The sequence below is a fragment of the Cellulomonas sp. P4_D11 genome, from assembly GCF_056401915.1.
The window spans coordinates 33,866-51,616 of sequence record NZ_JBFUIK010000016.1 but is presented as its reverse complement, the minus strand read 5'-3'; the positions used below and the strand labels follow the sequence as shown (position 1 = coordinate 51,616).

18 protein-coding genes are annotated in these 17,751 nt (G+C 71.6%); 12 read left to right on the top strand and 6 right to left on the bottom strand.

Annotated elements, in window-relative coordinates:
• The first annotated feature begins 38 nt into the window (after window positions 1-38).
• The 4 genes from AC1DT4_RS11895 to AC1DT4_RS11880 all read left to right on the top strand — a co-directional run bounded on the left by AC1DT4_RS11895 (window position 39) and on the right by AC1DT4_RS11880 (window position 2,293).
• Window positions 39-905, top strand: a complete 867-nt coding sequence (locus AC1DT4_RS11895; protein ID WP_477090001.1) for a DUF3800 domain-containing protein — start codon at window positions 39-41, stop codon at window positions 903-905.
• Window positions 902-1,354: an NAD(+)--rifampin ADP-ribosyltransferase gene (gene arr, locus AC1DT4_RS11890; protein WP_477090000.1), complete on the top strand. Its 453-nt coding sequence runs from the start codon at window positions 902-904 to the stop codon at window positions 1,352-1,354. Before AC1DT4_RS11895 ends, arr begins: the two co-directional genes overlap by 4 nt.
• 157 nt (window positions 1,355-1,511) lie before the next feature.
• The gene (locus AC1DT4_RS11885) at window positions 1,512-1,919 is read left to right on the top strand and encodes a (R)-mandelonitrile lyase (protein WP_477089999.1); all 408 of its coding nucleotides are present in this window, start codon (window positions 1,512-1,514) and stop codon (window positions 1,917-1,919) included.
• A complete protein-coding gene (locus tag AC1DT4_RS11880) occupies window positions 1,916-2,293 on the top strand; it encodes a DUF2255 family protein (protein ID WP_477089998.1) in 378 nt (125 codons plus the stop codon). The genes AC1DT4_RS11885 and AC1DT4_RS11880 overlap by 4 nt, the downstream gene beginning before the upstream one ends.
• Window positions 2,294-2,362: 69 nt before the next feature.
• Here the strand turns inward: AC1DT4_RS11880 and AC1DT4_RS11875 are convergent, their stop codons facing one another.
• From AC1DT4_RS11875 to AC1DT4_RS11855, 5 genes are all read right to left on the bottom strand, one after another.
• A complete protein-coding gene (locus AC1DT4_RS11875) occupies window positions 2,363-4,612 on the bottom strand; it encodes a beta-glucosidase (RefSeq protein ID WP_477089997.1) in 2,250 nt (749 codons plus the stop codon).
• Between the two features lie 227 nt (window positions 4,613-4,839).
• On the bottom strand, window positions 4,840-7,488 hold the full coding sequence (locus tag AC1DT4_RS11870) for a family 78 glycoside hydrolase catalytic domain (protein ID WP_477089996.1): 2,649 nt from the start codon (window positions 7,486-7,488) through the stop codon (window positions 4,840-4,842).
• A 2-nt stretch (window positions 7,489-7,490) separates the two neighbouring features.
• The gene (locus tag AC1DT4_RS11865) at window positions 7,491-8,375 is read right to left on the bottom strand and encodes a carbohydrate ABC transporter permease (protein WP_477089995.1); all 885 of its coding nucleotides are present in this window, start codon (window positions 8,373-8,375) and stop codon (window positions 7,491-7,493) included.
• A 3-nt stretch (window positions 8,376-8,378) separates the two neighbouring features.
• A complete protein-coding gene (locus tag AC1DT4_RS11860) occupies window positions 8,379-9,263 on the bottom strand; it encodes a carbohydrate ABC transporter permease (protein ID WP_477089994.1) in 885 nt (294 codons plus the stop codon).
• An 82-nt stretch (window positions 9,264-9,345) separates the two neighbouring features.
• Window positions 9,346-10,665, bottom strand: a complete 1,320-nt coding sequence (locus AC1DT4_RS11855) for an ABC transporter substrate-binding protein (RefSeq protein WP_477090052.1) — start codon at window positions 10,663-10,665, stop codon at window positions 9,346-9,348.
• A gap of 272 nt (window positions 10,666-10,937) precedes the next feature.
• On the opposite strand from AC1DT4_RS11855, the gene AC1DT4_RS11850 reads away from it, so the two are divergent.
• The 7 genes from AC1DT4_RS11850 to AC1DT4_RS11820 all read left to right on the top strand — a co-directional run bounded on the left by AC1DT4_RS11850 (window position 10,938) and on the right by AC1DT4_RS11820 (window position 16,082).
• Window positions 10,938-11,999 carry a LacI family DNA-binding transcriptional regulator gene (locus tag AC1DT4_RS11850; protein ID WP_477089993.1) on the top strand — a complete coding sequence of 354 codons (1,062 nt, stop codon included), beginning with the start codon at window positions 10,938-10,940 and terminating at the stop codon, window positions 11,997-11,999.
• Between the two features lie 61 nt (window positions 12,000-12,060).
• Window positions 12,061-12,477, top strand: coding sequence for a MarR family winged helix-turn-helix transcriptional regulator (locus tag AC1DT4_RS11845; protein ID WP_477089992.1), 417 nt, complete (start codon window positions 12,061-12,063; stop codon window positions 12,475-12,477).
• Window positions 12,474-13,457 carry a zinc-binding dehydrogenase gene (locus tag AC1DT4_RS11840; RefSeq protein WP_477089991.1) on the top strand — a complete coding sequence of 328 codons (984 nt, stop codon included), beginning with the start codon at window positions 12,474-12,476 and terminating at the stop codon, window positions 13,455-13,457. The genes AC1DT4_RS11845 and AC1DT4_RS11840 overlap by 4 nt, the downstream gene beginning before the upstream one ends.
• 60 nt (window positions 13,458-13,517) lie before the next feature.
• Entirely contained in the window at window positions 13,518-13,883 is a 366-nt protein-coding gene (locus AC1DT4_RS11835; protein ID WP_477089990.1) for a VOC family protein, read from the top strand.
• Between the two features lie 37 nt (window positions 13,884-13,920).
• Window positions 13,921-14,493, top strand: a complete 573-nt coding sequence (locus AC1DT4_RS11830) for a dienelactone hydrolase family protein (RefSeq protein ID WP_477089989.1) — start codon at window positions 13,921-13,923, stop codon at window positions 14,491-14,493.
• Between the two features lie 60 nt (window positions 14,494-14,553).
• The gene (locus AC1DT4_RS11825; protein WP_477089988.1) at window positions 14,554-14,997 is read left to right on the top strand and encodes a DUF1579 family protein; all 444 of its coding nucleotides are present in this window, start codon (window positions 14,554-14,556) and stop codon (window positions 14,995-14,997) included.
• A gap of 14 nt (window positions 14,998-15,011) precedes the next feature.
• Window positions 15,012-16,082 carry a DNA polymerase IV gene (locus AC1DT4_RS11820; protein WP_477089987.1) on the top strand — a complete coding sequence of 357 codons (1,071 nt, stop codon included), beginning with the start codon at window positions 15,012-15,014 and terminating at the stop codon, window positions 16,080-16,082.
• Window positions 16,083-16,084: 2 nt separating this feature from the next.
• On the opposite strand, the gene AC1DT4_RS11815 is transcribed toward AC1DT4_RS11820, so the two are convergent.
• The gene (locus tag AC1DT4_RS11815; protein ID WP_477089986.1) at window positions 16,085-16,846 is read right to left on the bottom strand and encodes a deoxyribonuclease IV; all 762 of its coding nucleotides are present in this window, start codon (window positions 16,844-16,846) and stop codon (window positions 16,085-16,087) included.
• An 81-nt stretch (window positions 16,847-16,927) separates the two neighbouring features.
• On the opposite strand from AC1DT4_RS11815, the gene AC1DT4_RS11810 reads away from it, so the two are divergent.
• Entirely contained in the window at window positions 16,928-17,716 is a 789-nt protein-coding gene (locus AC1DT4_RS11810; protein WP_477089985.1) for a PIG-L deacetylase family protein, read from the top strand.
• Window positions 17,717-17,751 lie beyond the last annotated feature (35 nt).

The window sequence follows — 17,751 nt, the reverse complement described above, 5'->3', positions numbered from 1 at the left end:
TGCCTGTGCGCAGCCCTTCGGCCGGAAGCAGCAACCCCATGACCATCCCCACGCCGGGGGTCGAGATCGCGTGCGACGAGTCCGGGTTCTCCGGCAGCAACCTCCTCGACCCCACCTCCCCCGTCCTCGTCCACGCGAGCACCGACCTGTCCGTCCCGGAGGCCGCCGGCGTGGTCGCCGCGCTGCGGTCCCCTCCCCGCGGCGCGTCCGAGTACAAGTCCGGCCGGCTGCTCCGGGCCGACCAGCGACCGGCTCTCGAGTGGTTCCTCGCCGCGCTCCGGGGCCGGGCGCACGTCCACGTCGTCGACAAGACTTCGTTCGTCGCGGGGCGGGTGCTCGACCTGTTCACGGAGGAGCCGTCGTACGGCGCGGGTACGAGCCTGGGCCGAGACCACTCCGCCGCCGTCCGGGCGCTCCGCAGCCACCGCGGGTTGCTCGGCGCGTTCGTCGACCTCGCCCGCACGAAGCGTCTCCGGATGGTCGACCGTGACGCGATCGACCGGTTCGTCGCGGCGATCCCGGCCGATGTGCCGGCCCTGCGGGGGGTGACCGCCGCGGGGGTCGAGGCGGTGATGGTCCGGCTGGTCGACGGCGACCCGGCCATCCCGCCGCCGCTGGAACCGCTGGTGCCGGCTCTCGCCGAGACGCTGCTGTTCTGGAGCGCCCGGGCGGGGTCGGTCGCGGTGGTGCACGACGAGCAGAGCGCGCTGACCCGCGGCCGGGTCGCCCGGCTGGGGACGTTCCTGGCGCACGCGGTCTCGCCGGCGCCCGCTCCGTTGTACTCGTTCCGGCAGGTCGACTCGCGGGACGACCCGCGCGTCCAGGTGGCCGACCTGCTGGCCGGGATCACGCATCGGCGCCTCAACGAACGTGGAGCCAGCGCGGTCGGCAGAATGGGCGGATGAGCGATCCAGACGAGACGCCCGCGACGTCCGGGCCGACCCCCTTCGAGGTCCACGAGTCGGGTGCCCTGTTCCACGGCACCAAGGCCGACCTCCGCGTGGGTGACCTGCTCGAGCCCGGCCGACGGTCGAACTTCGGCGGCGGGCGGACGGCCGGCCACGTCTACCTGACCGCGACGCTCGACGCGGCGACCTGGGGCGCCGAGCTGGCCCAGGGCGAGGGGCGCGGCCGGATCTACGTCGTCGAGCCCACCGGTGAGCTCGAGGACGACCCGAACGTCACGAACAAGCGGTTCCCCGGCAACCCCACCCGGTCGTACCGCACCCGCGAGCCGGTGCGGGTCGTCGGCGAGCTGGAGGACTGGGTGGGCCACCCCGCCGAGCAGCTCCGGACGATGCGGGAGCACCTGGCCGAGCTCGCCCGGCTCGGGACCGAGGAGATCGACGACTAGCGTCCCGGCCGCTCGTCGCGGCCAGATGCAGAGAGGCCCTGGCAGTACCTGGATCGACCGGGACTCCCTCCACGCATCTCGACGCGGTTGGCTCGACGCTGGAGGACGCTCGGACGACGAGAGACGCAGCAGTACGAAGGACGAGAAGGAGACCGACATGGAGATCACCCAGGTGCCGTCGACGCAGAAGGGACCGGAGGCGTGGTTCAGCGGTGACGTCTGGTTCGACGTCCTCGCCGCTCCCCCGGCGCCTGCCCGGCTGCGCGTGAACGCGGTGCGGTTCGCGCCGGGGGCGCACACGTTCTGGCACCGCCACGTGGCCGGCCAGACCCTGCACGTCACCGAGGGGGTCGCCAGGGTCGGCACGCGGGACGGCCGGGTCCTCGAGCTGCGGCCCGGGCAGACGGTCTGGACACCGCCGGGCGAGTGGCACTGGCACGGTGCGGCGCCCGACCGCTTCATGACGCACCTGGCGATGTGGGAGATCGGCGACGGCTCCGCCGGGCCCGACACCGAGTGGGCAGAGGAAGTCACCGACGAGGAGTACGACGGAGGACGCGCATGAGCGGGTGGACGGCCGACGAGCTGCGCGCCATAGCGCGGGTGGACGAGCTCCAGGTCGCGTCACGGCGACCGGACGGCAGCCTGCGGCCGTACGTCACGATCTGGTTCGTCGTCCACGGCGACGACCTCTACCTCCGCTCCGCGCACGGCCCGGAGAACGGGTGGTACCGCCGAGCCGCGGCTTCGGGCACCGGCCGCGTGCGGGTCGGCTCGGTCGAGAAGGATGTGGAGTTCGAGGCCGCCGACGCCGCCCCGCACGACGCCCTCGACGCCGCGCTGCACGCCAAGTACGACCGCTACGGCCCGGGTCCCGTCGGTGCGATCGTCGGCCCCGAGGTGGTGGGCGTGACCCTGCGCGCCGTGCCGACGGCCTGACGAGCTGTCGCCGGACGACCGGACGCCCGCCCCACGAGGCCGTGGGGCGGGCGCCGGGAAGGTACCCGACTATCCGACGGTGAACGTCCCCGTCAGCGCGGTGCTCGTGGCCGACGACCCGACCTCGACCGTGTAGGTGCCGGGCGCGATCGTCCACGCGTGGCTCGTCGTGTCGTAGTAGGACAGCGGGAGGTCCGCCGCCTGCGGGTCGATCGACACGGTGACCTTCTCGGCACGTCCGACCTTGGGCGAGACCTTGGCGAACCCGACCAGACGCTTCGGCTCGCCCGTCGCGGACGGCAGGGTCAGGTACACCTGGGCGGTCTCGGTCCCGAGCTTCGGGCCGACGTTGGTGACCAGGAACGAGACGTCGATCGGCTTCTTGCCGTTCGTCTTCGCCGTGACCTTCACGTTGTTGTACGCGAAGCCCGTGTAGGACAGGCCGTACCCGAACGGGAACAGAGGGGCGATGTTCTTCGAGGCGTACCACTTGTAGCCGACCAGGAGGCCCTCGCTGTAGCTGACCTGGCGGATCTCCGTGCTGCCGGTCGGTCGCGTCGTGGAACCGTTGGCGAACGTCCCCGGGTACTGCTGGGGAGTGCTCGTCGGCGTGTCGGCGAGCGACCTCGGGAACGTCATGGGCAGCCGACCGACGAAGTTGTCGTCGCCGTAGACCAGCCGGGCGAGCGCGGTGCCCTGCTGCTCACCCGGGTACCAGGCCTCGACGACGCTGCTGACGCTCGCGAGCCAGGGCATCGGGGTCGCCGTGCCGGTCTCGAGGATGGCCACTGTCCTCGGGTTGGCAGCGGCGACCGCCGCGATGAGCGCGTCGCCGCCGTTGTCCAGGTCGAGCGTCGTCCGGTCGGCGAACTCTCCCTGCTTGGAGTAGCCGAAGACGATCGCCACGTCGGCGGCCGCGGCCGCGGCGGCGGCGCTGGCGAGGTCGGCGCCGTTGTCGAACGTGACGGTCGCCCCGACCTGTGCGGCGCGTGCCGTGAGGGCGTCCAACGGCGCCACCGGGTTCGGGCACGCGTTGCCGCCGCCCCCGAACGGCCCGGCCGCCTGCTGGCACACGGTCCCGGCGCTGACGCCGTTGGTCGGCGTGTTCGACGCGGTCGGCCCGATGATCGCGATCGTCTTCGTCGAGGCGGTCAGCGGCAGGACGTTGCCGTCGTTCTTGAGCAGCACCGAGCTCTCCGAGGCGATCGTCGCCGCCAGCGCCTTGTGCGCGTCGGTGGACGAGCTCGTCGACGGCACGTCGGGCAGCGGGTGGTCGAACAGGCCGTTGGCGATGTAGGCGCGGACGACCCGGAACGCGGCGGCGTCGATCTGCGCCACGGTGACCGAGCCGTTGTCGATGGCCGCCGCGATGTTGGCCGGCGTGTAGAAGCGCGGGCGGTTGAGCTCCTGGTCGAGCCCGGCGGCCAGGGACGGAGCGGTGCTGTGCACGGCGCCGAAGTCGGACACGACGTAGCCCTGGTAGCCCGTGTCGCCCTTGAGGAGGTTGTTGAGCACGGGGTTCTCGCAGGCGTACACGCCGTTGATCTGGTTGTACGAGCACATGACGCCGCCAGGGTTCGACTCGTCGACCAGGATCTTGAACGGCAGGTTGTAGACCTCGCGGAGGGTACGACCGTCGATGTTCGACGAGCTGGTCTGGCGGTCGAGCTCCTGCTCGTTGCCGACGTAGTGCTTGATGACGGCCATGACCGGCTGGCTCGGGTTGCCCTTCTGGATGCCGTTGATCGTCGCGGCGGCCATGGTGCCGGAGAGCAGCGAGTCCTCCCCGAGGTACTCCGGGGTCCGGCCGGACAGCGGGGTGCGACCCGAGGCGACCCCCGGGCCCAGGATGACGTTCTTGCCGGAGCGGAACGCCTCGTCGGCCTGGGCGACGCCCTTGTCGTACGCGAGCTGCTGGTCGAACGTCGCAGCGAGCCCGATCTGGTCGGGGAAGATCGTGACGCCCGTCGACCCGCGGACGTAGTCGGGGCCGTCGGTGTAGACGACCCTCGGGGTGCAGGCGACCTGTACCGGGTACGTGACGCCGCTGAACGTGGTCTGCGTGGGGTTGTTGGCGGCCTGCTCGTCGAGCCAGCGCAGCTTCTGGTCGAGCGTGCTGGCCTTGAGCAGCAGGGTGGCCCGCTGGTCGGCCGACTTGCCGGTGTTCATCCAGGGGCATGCGGGGTTGCCGGCGTCCGCCTGGGCGGACGCCGCGAGCGGGACGCCGATCGCGAGCGGCACGAGGACCGCGAGCGACGACGTGAGCGCGATCACTCGGCGCGAGCGGCGAGGTGGGATCAGAGACTGCGAGACGTGCATCGGTTCTCCTCGTTGAGAGACGGACGCGAGACTTCGCGTGGGGCGCGCTTCGATCGAATTGAAGCGTTTCAACTTGCGTTCCCGAAACTACCTAGAACGCTCGAATGGCGTCAACCCCGAAAACGCGCCAGACCTGCAGAAACCTCTCCTGGCGCTCACCCCTGGGGGTCGGAGCGCGCGCCAGTGAAACGCTCCACCCGCGGCGGGAAGGAGCGAGCCGGCGCGGCTCAGTGCGCCGTCAGGTGCGCCTCGTCGACGAGCAGGTCGTGCTCCCCCGCCGCAAGCTCCACGACGCCGTCGGAGCCGAGGTCCACGCGCGCGCGGGCACCCGGAGGAAGGGTCACGGAGATCGACACCGTGCCGTGGTCGGACCGCCATCGCACACCGGCTCGGCCGGCTGCGGTCTCGAGCCACGCCTCGGCCCAGGTCAGGCCGCCTCCCGGCCGTGGCGCGACGTCGAACTGGTCGCCGGCCGGCGAGGCCTGCCGGAGGCCCGCCACGGTGCCGTGCAGCCAGTCCGCGACCGCACCGAGGGCGTAGTGGTTGAAGGACGTCATGTCGCCGGGGTTCACACTCCCGTCGGGCAGGATCGCGTCCCACCGTTCCCAGATCGTCGTCGCGCCCTGACCGACCATGTACAGCCACGACGGGCACGCCGTCTGCATGAGGAGCGCGTACGCGCGGTCGAGGTGACCGGTGCTGGAGAGGGCGTCGAGGAGGAGCGGCGTCCCGACGAATCCTGTCCCGACGACGTCGCCGTCCGCCTGCACGAGCCACGCGAGGCGGTCGGCGGCCGCGGCCCGCAGCGCCTGCGGCAGCAGGTCGAACGTCAGCGCCAGCGCGTAGGCGGTCGGGGCGTCGCTGGACAGGCGGCCACCCGGGAGCACGTAGCGACCGACGAAGGCGTGGCGGACCTCGGCCGCCAGCGCGTCGAACCGCTCCGCGTCCTGGGACCGGCCGAGGACGTCGGCCATGCGCGCCAGCAGCTGCGCGGACCGGGCGAAGTAGGCGGTCGCCACCAGGTACCGGTCGGTGCGGGCGTCGGCCGGGTCGTCGGGCGGCGCGGCGGGGTCGAGCCAGTCGCCCAGCTGGAAGCCGTCGTCCCACAGGCGGTCCGGACCTGCCAGCCGCTCGACGCACTCGACCCAGGCCCGCGCCGACCCGAACTGACGGGCGAGCACCTCCCGGTCGCCGTACCGCTCGTAGAGCGTCCACGGCACGATCACGGCGGCGTCGCCCCAGGCGGCCCCGGGTCGCGGCGGCGACCACATCGGGTTGCCGTAGATCGTCGGGACGAACCACGGCACCGTCCCGTCGGGGAGCTGCTCGAGCGCGAGGTCACGCAACCACGACGAGAGCAGCCCAGCGCAGTCGTAGAGGAACGTGCCCGTGGGACCGAACACCTGGATGTCACCGGTCCAGCCGAGCCGTTCGTCGCGCTGAGGGCAGTCGGTCGGAAGCCCGACGAAGTTGCCCCTCATGCTCCAGACCACGTTGTCGTGCAGGCGGTTCAGGCGGGCGTCCGACGAGGCGAAGCCACCGGTGCGCCGCATGTCGGTGTGCAGCACCCGAGCCACGACGTCGCCGGGCCGCAGCTCGCCGGGCCAGCCCTCGATCTCGGCGTACCGGAAGCCGTGGATGGTGAAGCGCGGCTCCCACTCCTGCAGGCCGCCCGGCCCGAGGACGAACTCGTCGACGGAGTGCGCGCCGCGCAGCGGGCGGACGTCGAGCCGGCCGTCCTTCAGTACCTCGGCGTGCCGCAGCCGGACGACCGTCCCCTCGGGTCCGTCCACGCGGATCCGGAGCCGGCCGACCAGGTTCTGCCCGAAGTCGAGCACCGCCGCACCGCTCTCCGTCCGGACGATCGAGGACGGGGCGAGCTCGTCCGTGCACCGGATCGGCGGCCCCTCGGGTGCCACCAGCGTCGCGGGGTCGCGCTCGACGACGTCGACGGACGACCAGCCGTCGTCGTCGAAGCCCGGGGCGGACCACCCGGGTGTCGCGAGGCGGGCGTCGTACCGCTCCCCCTCGTAGAGCCCCGAGCTCAGGATCGGCCCTGCGCCGGCTCTCCAGTGCGGACCGGTGGCGACCACCTGGCGCGTGCCGTCGGCGAGCTCGACCTCGAGCTGCGCGATCAGCGCGAGACGGTCGCCGTAGATGTCCCGGTTGCCGCCGTCGAACCCGAGCCGCCCTCGGTACCAGCCGTCGCCCAGGAGGGCGCCGACCGCGTTGCGCCCCTCCCGGACGAGCTCGGTGACGTCGAAGGTCGAGTACCGGAGACGGCGCGGGTAGACGGTCCAGCCCGGGGCGAGCTCCTCGTCGCCGACGCGGGCTTCGTTCACCCACGGCTCGACCAGGCCGTGCGCGGAGACGTACAGCCGCGCCGCGACGGGCGGCTGCGTCAGCTCGAACTCGTGCCTCAGCAGCGGCGGCCGGCGCAGGTCGGCGTCCTCGACCGGGCCGGCCGGGGAGACCGCCCTGGCCACCCAGTCCGACGGATCGAGCAGGCCCGCCTCGACGGGTGTGCCCGTGGACCACGGAGACTCTCGGCCGTCGGCGCCGCGGACGCGCACCGACACGACGACCCGCTCACGCGAGGCCAGGGGCGGGAACGGCCAGTCGACGAGGTTGTGCGCAGCGGACCGCACCCAGCCGGACGTCAGCTCGTCTCGGCCCCGCGCCGCCAGGCGGAGCTGGTACGCGGTCCCGCTCCATCCCGCGGGCGCCCGCTCCAGCCGCCACGACACCCGAGGGCTGGGCTCGCCGATGCCGAGGGCATGAACATGGTGCTCGACAGTCGGTGCGCCGATCACGAGGTCGTCGGCTGCGATCTCCGGCTCGTCCGGTGACGAGGCCGGTCGGGGTTCTCTCAGCACGGTCAGCCCTTGACCGCTCCCGCGGACAGCCCGCGCATGACTCGCTGGTTCAGGAAGATGTACAGCACCAGGACGATGAACATGTTGATGCAGATGGCCGCGAACGTGGGCCCGTAGTCCACGGCGCCGAACTGCCCGGTGAAGTTGAGCAGGCCGACCTGGACGGTGCGCAGGTTGTCCTGGGTGGTGAACGTCAGCGCGATGAGCAGGTCGTTCCACAGGAAGAAGAACTGGACCAGGGCGATCGTGAAGACGGCGTTGCGCATCATCGGGAAGCCGATCGACCAGAACGAGCGGACCGCGGAGGCGCCGTCCAGGGTGGAGGCCTCGAACACCTCGCGGGGTATCGACCGGAAGTAGGTGGCCATCATGAAGACGGTCAGCGGCAGGCCGATCGCCGTGTACGTGATGATGAGCGGCCACAGCGTGCTGGTCAGGTGCAGCTTGAAGTACACGGTGAACAGCGGCAGCAGGATCATCTGACCGGGGATCATGATGCCGGCCAGGAACAGCAGCAGGACGCCACCGCGGCCGCGGAAGACCATGACCTCCAGCGCGTACCCGGCGGCCGTGCCCAGCACGACGACGAGCGCGAGGGCCGGGAAGACGGCCAGCACCGAGTTGCGCAGGTAGAGCGCGATGCTCGACCAGGCCTCGGTGTAGTTGCTGACGTTGGTGAAGCTCTCCGGGAGCGACCACGTCGGGTTGTTGAGGAACTCGTCCTGGGTCTTGAAGGACCCGAGCAGGAGCCAGAGCAGCGGGTACACCATCACGACCAGAAGGATGGTGACGCCCGCGTAGAGCGGGATCCGGCGGAGGCGCCTGCGCGTCCGTCCGGGGCGCGGCGGGGCGACGGTGGTCACGGGCGACTGCGTCAGAGTGGTCATCGCTCAGTCCTGGGTGAGGTCGCGGCGGTTCGCGCGGAAGATGAAGAGGGTGACGATGAGGCACAGGATCGTGAGCGCGAGGGCGATCGTGGAGCCGTAGCCGTAGTCGCCGTAGAAGAACGACGTCCGGTACATCAACAGGGTCAGCGGCGTCGTCCCGCTCCCTGGCCCACCGCCGGTCAGCGCGTAGATCGAGTCGAAGACCTTGAGGGTGCCGTTGATGCTGAAGATGACCGACGAGACCAGCACCGGCAGCGACAGCGGGAGCACGATGCTGCGCACGAGCCGCCAGCCCGCAGCGCCGTCGAGGCGCGCGGACTCGAGCAGCTCGTCCGGGACGTCGACCAGACCGGCGTACAGCAGCACGGCGTAGAAGCCCATCGAGCGCCAGATGTCCATGAGCGCGATCACCCAGAAGGCGTGGCTCGCGGTCCCGAACCAGTCGACCGCGTTCAGCCCGACGGCTTCGAGCAGAGCGTTGACCGGGCCGGTCTGCGGTGCGAACTCGAAGAACTTCTGGAACAGCAGCGCGACCGCGACCGTGGGCAGGACCACCGGGAAGAAGACCAGGGTGCGGATCGTCGCCGACGCCTTGCGCAGGAAGAAGATGTAGAGCAGGGCGAGCGCGTACCCGACGGTGACCTGCCCGATGGTGATGACCACCGCGTACTTCAGGGTGAAGAGGAGCGCTTCGCGCGCGGCGGGGTCGGTGAGGAGCTTCTGGAAGTTCTCCAGCCCGACCCACTCGAACCCTGTCACCACGCTGCCGCTGAAGAACGTGTACCCCAGCGACCACACCATCGGCAGCAGCATGACGAGCGAGTACACGAGCAGGGCTGGCCCGAGCAGCAGCAGGATGGCGCGCTTGTCGCCCAGGACATGGTTCATGGCAGAGGCTGCCTCTCATCATCGAGGGGTGTGGAGGCGGGCCGACGGCATCCCGTCGGCCCGCCTCGGGGCACTGGCGGTGTCAGGAACCCAGGCTCGCCTGGACCTGCGACATGAAGTCCTCACCGCTGAGCTGTCCGGAGCCGAGCAGGCCGCCGTCGTTCTGGCTCGTGGTGGTGGCCTCCGGGCTGAAGTACGCCTCGAACCACAGGATGCTCTCCTGCGTCTTGCCGATCTCGTCCTGCACCAGCTGGCTCAGCGGAGAGACCTCGACGTCGCCGTTCACCGTGAAGCCGGTGACCTGGCCGCTGTCGCGCAGGGCGACGGTCCCGTAGTTGGCCGCGATGCACTTGACCCAGTCCTGCGTGGCCGTGTCCTTGAAGCCCTTGGACGAGATCGCCATGGCGGTACCGACGTTCGCCGGCATCTGCTCGGCGGAACCGTTGCCGCCGTCGACGTCGGGGAAGTGCATGAAGCCGATGTTGTCCGCACCGACCTTGTTCTGCTCGGGGTCGCTGAAGTTCGACACGGCCCACGAACCCATGTAGATGAACGCCGCATCACCGGTCAGGAAGGTGTTGAGGGCGGTCGTGTAGTCGATCGACGTGGGCGACTCACCGAAGTAGCCCTGCTTGCCCAGGTCCGCGATCGCGTCGGCTGCCTTCACGTACTCGGAGTCCGTGAGCTTGGCCTTCCCGTCGCGCACGTCCTGCAGCGCGGTGGGACCGAGGTCCCGTGCGATGTAGTTGCCCACCCACCGGGTGACGCCCCAGCCGTCGCCGCCCTTGCCTGCCTGGGAGATCGGCTGGATGCCCGCAGCCTTGAGCGTGGCGAACGCATCGGTGAGCTCGGTCCACGTCGTCGGGACGGCGATCCCGTTGTCGGCGAGGATCTTCTTGTTGTACCAGATGCCCTCGATGTTGAGCTCGGTGGGCAGCACGAGCTGCTTGCCGTCGTACAGGTTCTCGATCACCGACGTCGCCGCGGGCAGCACGTCGTCGGCGATGCCGAGCTGGTCGAGCGCGGCGCCCGCATCCTGCAGGGTTCCCTGCTCGGCGAGCTGGGCGTTGAGCGACGGGGCGTTGGCGCTGATGAAGAGCTGGGGCAGGGCGTCCTGGCCCGCCAGCAGCTGGAGCTGCTGGTCGAGCGTCGCCTGCGCCTGCTTGGTGACCTTCAGAGGCTGCGCCTCGTTCTCGGCCTTGCACTCGTCGGTGCTCAGCGTGGTCAGGGTGGTCGGGATCGTCTCGTTCTCGTTGATCGCGAGGAACGACAGGTCGGATGCAGCCTTGCCGGATCCGCCCGAGGGCGAATCGCTGGATCCGGAGCCGCTGCACGCGGCGAGCGCCAGCACAGCGCTCACGCCGACGACGCCCGCCATCAGCGTCCGCCGACGCTTCAGCATCGAGTTCACAGTTCCTCCTTGAAGTGCGAAGCATGGATTGAAGCGTTTCAAAACGTAGCCTCCGCCGGTCCGGCGGTCAACTGGCATTGCCAAACTGTGACGTGACCTGGGCCAGCGCGATCCGCGATCGGCGCGAGCCACCTGGTCGTGGGACGCGCGATTGGCTCGATTCAACTCGACGAGCGTTGGTACGGTGTCACTCCCGTCCCGCGGCGAGCCCGGCGGCTACGCTCGTCCCGCCGCACGATCACTCGAGCACACGGGAGCCAGCGTTGCCTGCCGACGAACCGACGAACCGACCGGCCGCCAGGCCGCGCCCGAGCGTCGATGACGTCGCGTCGCTGGCCGGCGTCTCGCTGGGCACGGTCTCGAACGTGCTCAACCACCCCGACAAGGTCGCCACGGCGACCCGGGAGCGGGTCGAGCGCGCGATGGCGATGCTGGGCTACGTCCCCAACACCGCCGCCCGCTCCCTGAAGTTCGGCTCGACGCGCTCGATCGGGCTGATCGTCTCCGACCTGAGCAACTCGCTGTTCGTCGACATCGCGCGGGGCGCCGAGAGCGGCGCCGAGCACGGCGGCCTGACGCTGCTCATCGCCAACAGCGACGCACGCATCGAGCGCGAGTCGAACTACCTCGCCATGTTCGCGCAGTCACGCGTGACGGGCGTCCTCATGACCCTGAACGATGCCGCCCACTTCGCCGCCGTCTCCCGCCGCGCACCGACGGGGATCCCGCTCGTGCTCCTCAACTTCAGCGCGCCGGTGTCGCAGTACTGCAGCGTGGACGTCGACAACGCCCTCGGTGGCTACATCGCGACGAAGCACCTCATCGAGACGGGACGTCGCAAGCTCGCCTTCGTCGGGGGTCCGACCGAGCTCCAGCCCGTGGTCGATCGTGGCAAGGGCTTCCACCAGGCCGTGGGAGAGCACCCGGACGTCGTCTCCGAGGTGATCACCCCCGAGTGGATCAACCGGTCCGACGGGTGGTCGGTGGGCGTCCACCTCGCCGCTCGCGTGGCCGCCGGCGAGATCGACGGGATCTTCGCCGCGTCCGACCTGCTCGCGGCCGGGATCGTCCAGGCGCTGTCGGTGACCGCGGACGTGCGCGTCCCCGAGGACGTCGCGATCGTCGGCTACGACAACAACCAGGCTGCATGGGACAGCCCGATCCCGATCTCGACGATCGCCCAGCCCGGCGACGACGTCGGACGCCTCGGGGCCTTGCTCCTCCAGGAAGAGGCTGCCCACAAGGACGGCCCGCACGAGCACTCGGCCGTGATGCTCCCTCCTCGGCTGGTCGCCCGGCAGAGCTCGGCACCGCGGAGCACGTAGACCACGGACCATCACGTCAATTCCTTGGAATATAGTTACCTGGAACCCTGTTGCGTCGACCATGGACTTCTTCGACATCCTGGTCCGGTACGAGACGTACCTGTGGAACCACCTCGACGACCGGCTCCGCGCCGCCGGCCACGCGTCGCTGGCGAACCTGACCGCGTTGCGCGTCGTGCATCGGCACGCCGGGTCGGCGCGCGTGCAGGACCTGCGCACCGACCTGGGCATCACGGTCGGCGCGGCCAGCAAGCTGGTCGACCGGCTCGAGCGCGACGGGCTCGTCGTCCGCAGCGCGAACCCGCACGACCGGCGCTCGTCGTTGATCGCGCTGACCCCGGCGGGCGACGCCGCGCACGACGCCGGCGTCGCGCTGCTCGACGCCGAGCTCGACGCGCACCTGGCGGGTGACGAGGTGGCGCAGCTGACATCGCGGCTGCACGGTCTGCTCGACCGCTTGGCGGTGGTGGCGCCGTGACCGGGGCGTCGATGCGCGCGGTCGTCGTCGAGCGACCCGGCGGTCCGGAGGTCCTGCAGGTCCGGGACGTGCCCGTTCCGCGCGCCCGACCCGGACAGGTGCTGGTCCGCGTGCGCGCGTTCGGGCTCAACCGGTCCGAGCTGCACTTCCGGCGCGGGCAGGCGTCGTCCGGGTCGTTCCCGCGCATCCCCGGCATCGAGGCGGCCGGCGTGGTCGAGGACGCTCCCGGCGGAGAGCTCGCAGCGGGCACCCAGGTGGCGACGCTCATGGGCGGGATGGGCCGCGCGTTCGACGGCGGCTACGCGCAGTACGTGCTGGTGCCCGCTGCGCAGGTGATCCCGTTCCGCAGCGACCTGCCGTGGGACGTGCTCGGCGCCGTGCCCGAGATGCTGCAGACCGCGTACGGCACACTCGCGGTCGGCGTCCGGCCGACCGCGGGTCAGAGCCTGCTGGTCCGCGGCGGGACCTCCTCGGTCGGGCTGACCCTCGCGGTGCTCGGCCGACTACAGGGCCTGACCGTCCTGGCCACCACGCGGTCGGCGGCGCGCGCCCCGCTGTTGGAGAGCGTCGGTGTCGACCACGTCCTCGTCGACGACGGCGACGTCGCCACCCAGGTGCGCGCGGTGCTCCCCGACGGCGCGGACGCGGCCGTCGAGCTGGTCGGGGTCGACGCCCTGCGGGACACCCTCCGGTCGGTGCGCGGCGGCGGGACGGTCTGCTTCACGGGCATGCTCTCGGACCACTGGACGATCCCGGAGTTCTACCCGATGGACTGGCTCCCGAACGGGGTGCGCCTCACGGCCTACTCGGGCGAGGCCGCCGACCTGCCCGCACCGGTGCTCCAGGACTTCCTCGACGCGGTCGCCGACGGTCGGGCGCGCGTGCCCGTCGGGCGGGTCTACCGCCTCGACGAGATCGCCCAGGCGCACGCGGACATGGAGGCCGGCGACGTCGGCGGCAAGGGCGTGGTGGTCGTGTGATCGCGCGTGAGGCCGAGGGTGCGCCGCCCGTCGCGTCCGGTCCGGTGCCACCATGTCCGGATGAGGATCAGGCGGCAGGTGGTGGTGTTCGACGCGGCGGACATCGACGTCGAGAGCGCGTTCTGGGCCGCACTGCTGGGCGGCACGGTCCGGGTGCATGAGGACTGGCACTCCGTGCTGGTCGACGGTGAGCCGACGATCGACGTCCAGCTCGCCCCGAACCACGTCAAGCCCGACTGGCCCCACGGCGAGCAGCAGCAGGCCCACCTCGACCTCTACGTCGACGACATCCACGCGGCTCACGAGCACGCGCTCGCCGTCGGCGCGGTCCTGCTCAAGGCGGCGGACGACTTCTCCACCCCCGACGGCTTCCAGGTGTACGCCGACCCGGCCGGGCACCCGTTCTGCCTGTGCTGGGGGCCCTAGCGCGCCCTGTGTCACCGGTGCGTGGCACGCTCGGTCGATGGCCGAGATCCTGCTGCTGCACCACGTGCTCGGGCTCACCGACGGAGTCCGCTCGTTCGCCGACCGCCTCCGCGGTGCCGGCCACCTCGTGCACACGCCCGACCTGTTCGAGGGGCGCACGTTCGACACCATCCCCGAGGGCATGTCCCATGAGGAGGACGACCTCGGCTGGGACACGATGACGTCGCGCGCCCGACGGGCCGCCGAGGGCCTGCCGACCGACCTGGTCTACATGGGGATCTCGATGGGCGTCGTGTACTCCCACCTGCTCGTGCGCAGCCGGCCCGGCGCCCGCGGTGCGGTGTTCCTCGAGTCGTCCACCGGCCCCGACGACTTCGACGGCTGGCCGGCGGGCGTCCCGCTGCAGGTGCACGGGCACGCCGACGACGAGTTCTTCGGCGCCGAGGGCGAGGCCAACGCCCGGGCGCTGGTCGCCGCCGCCGGAGCGGGCGACGTCTTCGTCTATCCCGGCGCGACACACCTGTTCGTCGACGACTCGGTCCCGACGTACGACGCCGACCAGACCGCCGAGGTCCTGGACCGGATCCTCGCGTTCTCGGCCCTGCGGTAGAGCCGTCACACCGGCATAGTCCGGCAGGACCAGGTCGGCGGCCCGTCGATACAGTCAGGTATGAGCGTCGTCGACCTCCTCTCCCCGCTGCTCGGCCGCTGGCAGGGCACCAACCGCCTGCGCCTGATGCCCACCGACGAGTACCAGTCCTCGGCGGCCACCGCGACGGTCGGCGTCACGGCGGGCCGCTTCGTGTCGATCGCCTACACGTGGGCGGACGGGGATGCGGCACAGGACGGGCTGATCCTCGTCGGCGGGTCCCCGGACGCGTCGTCGGCCGTGTGGGTCGACTCGTGGCACACCGGACCGACGTGGATGACGTTCGCCGGGAGCGACGACGACGAGGTGCTGCGACTGCACGGGTCGTACCCCGCGGAGACCGGGCCCGACTGGGGCTGGGAGATCCACGTCCGACCCCGGGACGCCGTGATCACGATGCACAACGTGGTTCCGGGGTCGGAGCCCTACCAGGTGGTCGAGCTCAGCCTCGACCGCGTCGGCTGACCCCGTCCCGGACCATGGGCGCGGAGACGGCCTGGGTGCTGCACGTCGACCTCGACCAGTTCGTGGCGGCCGTCGAGGTGCTGCGTCGCCCGGAGCTCGCCGGACTGCCGGTCGTGGTGGGTGGTCGCGGCGACCCGACCGAGCGGGGCGTCGTGTCGACCGCGTCGTACGAGGCGCGGGCGTTCGGGGTGCACTCCGGGATGCCGCTGCGCATCGCCGCACGCAAGCTGCCCGACGGCGTTTTCCTGCCGGTGGACGCCCCGGAGTACGAGGCGGCGTCGGAGCGCGTGATGTCGACGCTGCGGTCGCTGGGCGTCGTCGTCGAGGTGCTGGGGTGGGACGAGGCGTTCCTCGGCGCGCGGACCGACGACCCGGAGGCCCTGGCCCGCCTCGCCCAGGAGGCGGTCCTGCGCGAGACGCGGCTGCACTGTTCGGTGGGGGTCGGCGACAACAAGGTGCGCGCCAAGATCGCCACCGAGTTCGGCAAGCCGGCGGGGATCTTCCGGCTGACGGCCGAGAACTGGTTCGAGGTGATGGGACACCGCCCGACCCGCGAGCTGTGGGGCGTGGGGTCGAAGGTGTCGAAGCGGCTCACCGCGCTGGGCATCGCGACCGTGCACGAGCTGGCCGCCGCGCCGGCGGAGGCCCTGGTCGCGGAGTTCGGGCCGCGGATGGGCGTCTGGTACCACGAGCTCGGGCAGGGCCTGGGGCCGACGACGGTCGACGACAGCCCGTGGGTGCCGCGCGGGCACAGCCGCGAGACGACGTACCAGCAGAACCTCACCACGCCGGAGCAGGTGCACGAGGCGCTCCGCGTGCTGGCCCGCGACGTCGTCGAGGACACGGCGCAGGACGGACGCCCGGTCGTGCGCGTCGCGCTGAAGGTGCGCTACGCGCCGTTCGTGACGAAGGGCATGAGCCGCAAGCTGGCCGAGCCGACCCGGGACGCGGAGACCGTCGTCGCGGCCGTGCTGGCGCTCGCCGAGAAGCTCGAGGACCGTGAGGTCCGGCTGCTCGGCGTGCGCGCGGAGATGGCCATGCCCGACGACCCGGTCGACCGGACCCCGGTGCGGGGCCGGATCTGACCTCAGCCGGCGAGGGCCGCCCGCAGGAACGCGATGTCCTCGGCCTGACCCTCGGCGGGCGTCTCCACCAGTGCGTCGCACGCCGCCTCGCGCACCACGTGCGCGATGAGCTCCGGCGGGATGGTGCCGGTACCGAAGTTGGCGTGCCGGTCGCGCGAGGAGCCCTGCTCGTCCCGCGAGCTGTTGGCGTGCACGAGGTCGACCCGGCCGGTGATGGCGCGGACGCGCTCGACGACCGTCTCGAGGTCCTCCCCTGCGGCCCACGCGTGGCAGGTGTCCAGGCAGAGCCCGACGTCGTACTGACCGATCGCGTCCCAGAGCATCGCGATCCGGTCGAGCGTCCGGGCGCAGGCGTTCTCGCCGCCGGCCGTGTTCTCGACGAGGACGCGCACAGGGAACGTCGCGCGCTCGAAGGTCTTGCGCCAGTTGTCGATGCCGACCGCGATGTCGTCGCCGTCCCCGACGTGCCCGCCGTGCACGACGAGCCCGCGGGCGCCCAGCGTCGCCGCCGCGGCGGCGTGCTGCGCGATCATGTTGCGGCTCGGGATCCGGATCTTGTTGTTGGTCGACGCGACGTTGACCAGGTACGGCGCGTGCGCGTAGATGCCGAGACCGGACGCGACCAGGGCGTCCGCGTCGGCGCGCGGCACCGGCTTCTTCCAGCCCTGCGGGTCCGCGAGGAAGAGCTGGACGGACTGCGCGTCGACCTCGGCGGCGAACGCCACCGGGTCGTCGCCGCGCACGTGAGCGCCGATCAGGACCACGTCGTTCCCCTCCCGCTGGACCAGCCGCCAGGCTAGACCGAGTCACGCGCGGCCGCGCGCGGCGTGAGTACCGTGCACTGCATGAGCCCGACGCTCGGACTGTGCTTCGCCCACCCCGACGACGAGACGTACGGGGCGTTCGGAACCGTGGCCCTGCACGCCGCCGACCCGGCGTTCCGGCTCGTCGTCCTGCACGCGACAGACGGGGGCGCGGGCGAGGTCGCGCCCGGCGTCGAGGTCGGCCCCGCGGGGCTGGGCGCGCTGCGCCGCCTGGAGGACGAGCGGTCGTGGCGGGCTCTCGGTCGACTGCCGGACCGGCACGACTGGCTGGGCCTGCCGGACGGCGAAGTCGATGCCGTCCCGTTCGACGACCTGGTGCAGCCGATCGCCGCGTTCCTCGACGAGGAGCGGCCCGACGTCGTCCTCTCCTTCGGGCCCGACGGGATCACCGGGCATCCCGACCACATCGCCGTAGGTGCCGCCACGGGCGCCGCGTTCCACCGGGTGCGCGCCGACGGCGGCCCGGGCCTGCGCCGCCTCCTGCACGGGGCCATCCGGCAGTCGTGGTTCGACAAGCACCAGGCGTGGCGCGTGGCGCACGGGTACGCACCGTGGGATCCGGACCGGCTCTACCACCTGCGGGGCACGCCCGACGCGCAGATCGGCGTCGACGTGCCGACCGCCGCGGTCGCCGCGCAGGTGCTCGCCGGCCTGCGGGAGCACCGCAGCCAGGCGCACGTCCTGCTGCCTGCGGGGCTCGACGACGGCTCGTTCCGGTGGGGCACCACGCACGAGACGCACGCCATCGCCTGGCCACCGCGCGGACCCGAGGACGCGTGCCTGACCGACGTGTTCGAGGGCCTCGACTGACCGGTCGGCTCTCGCCGTGCGGTCCGCGCGTCGCG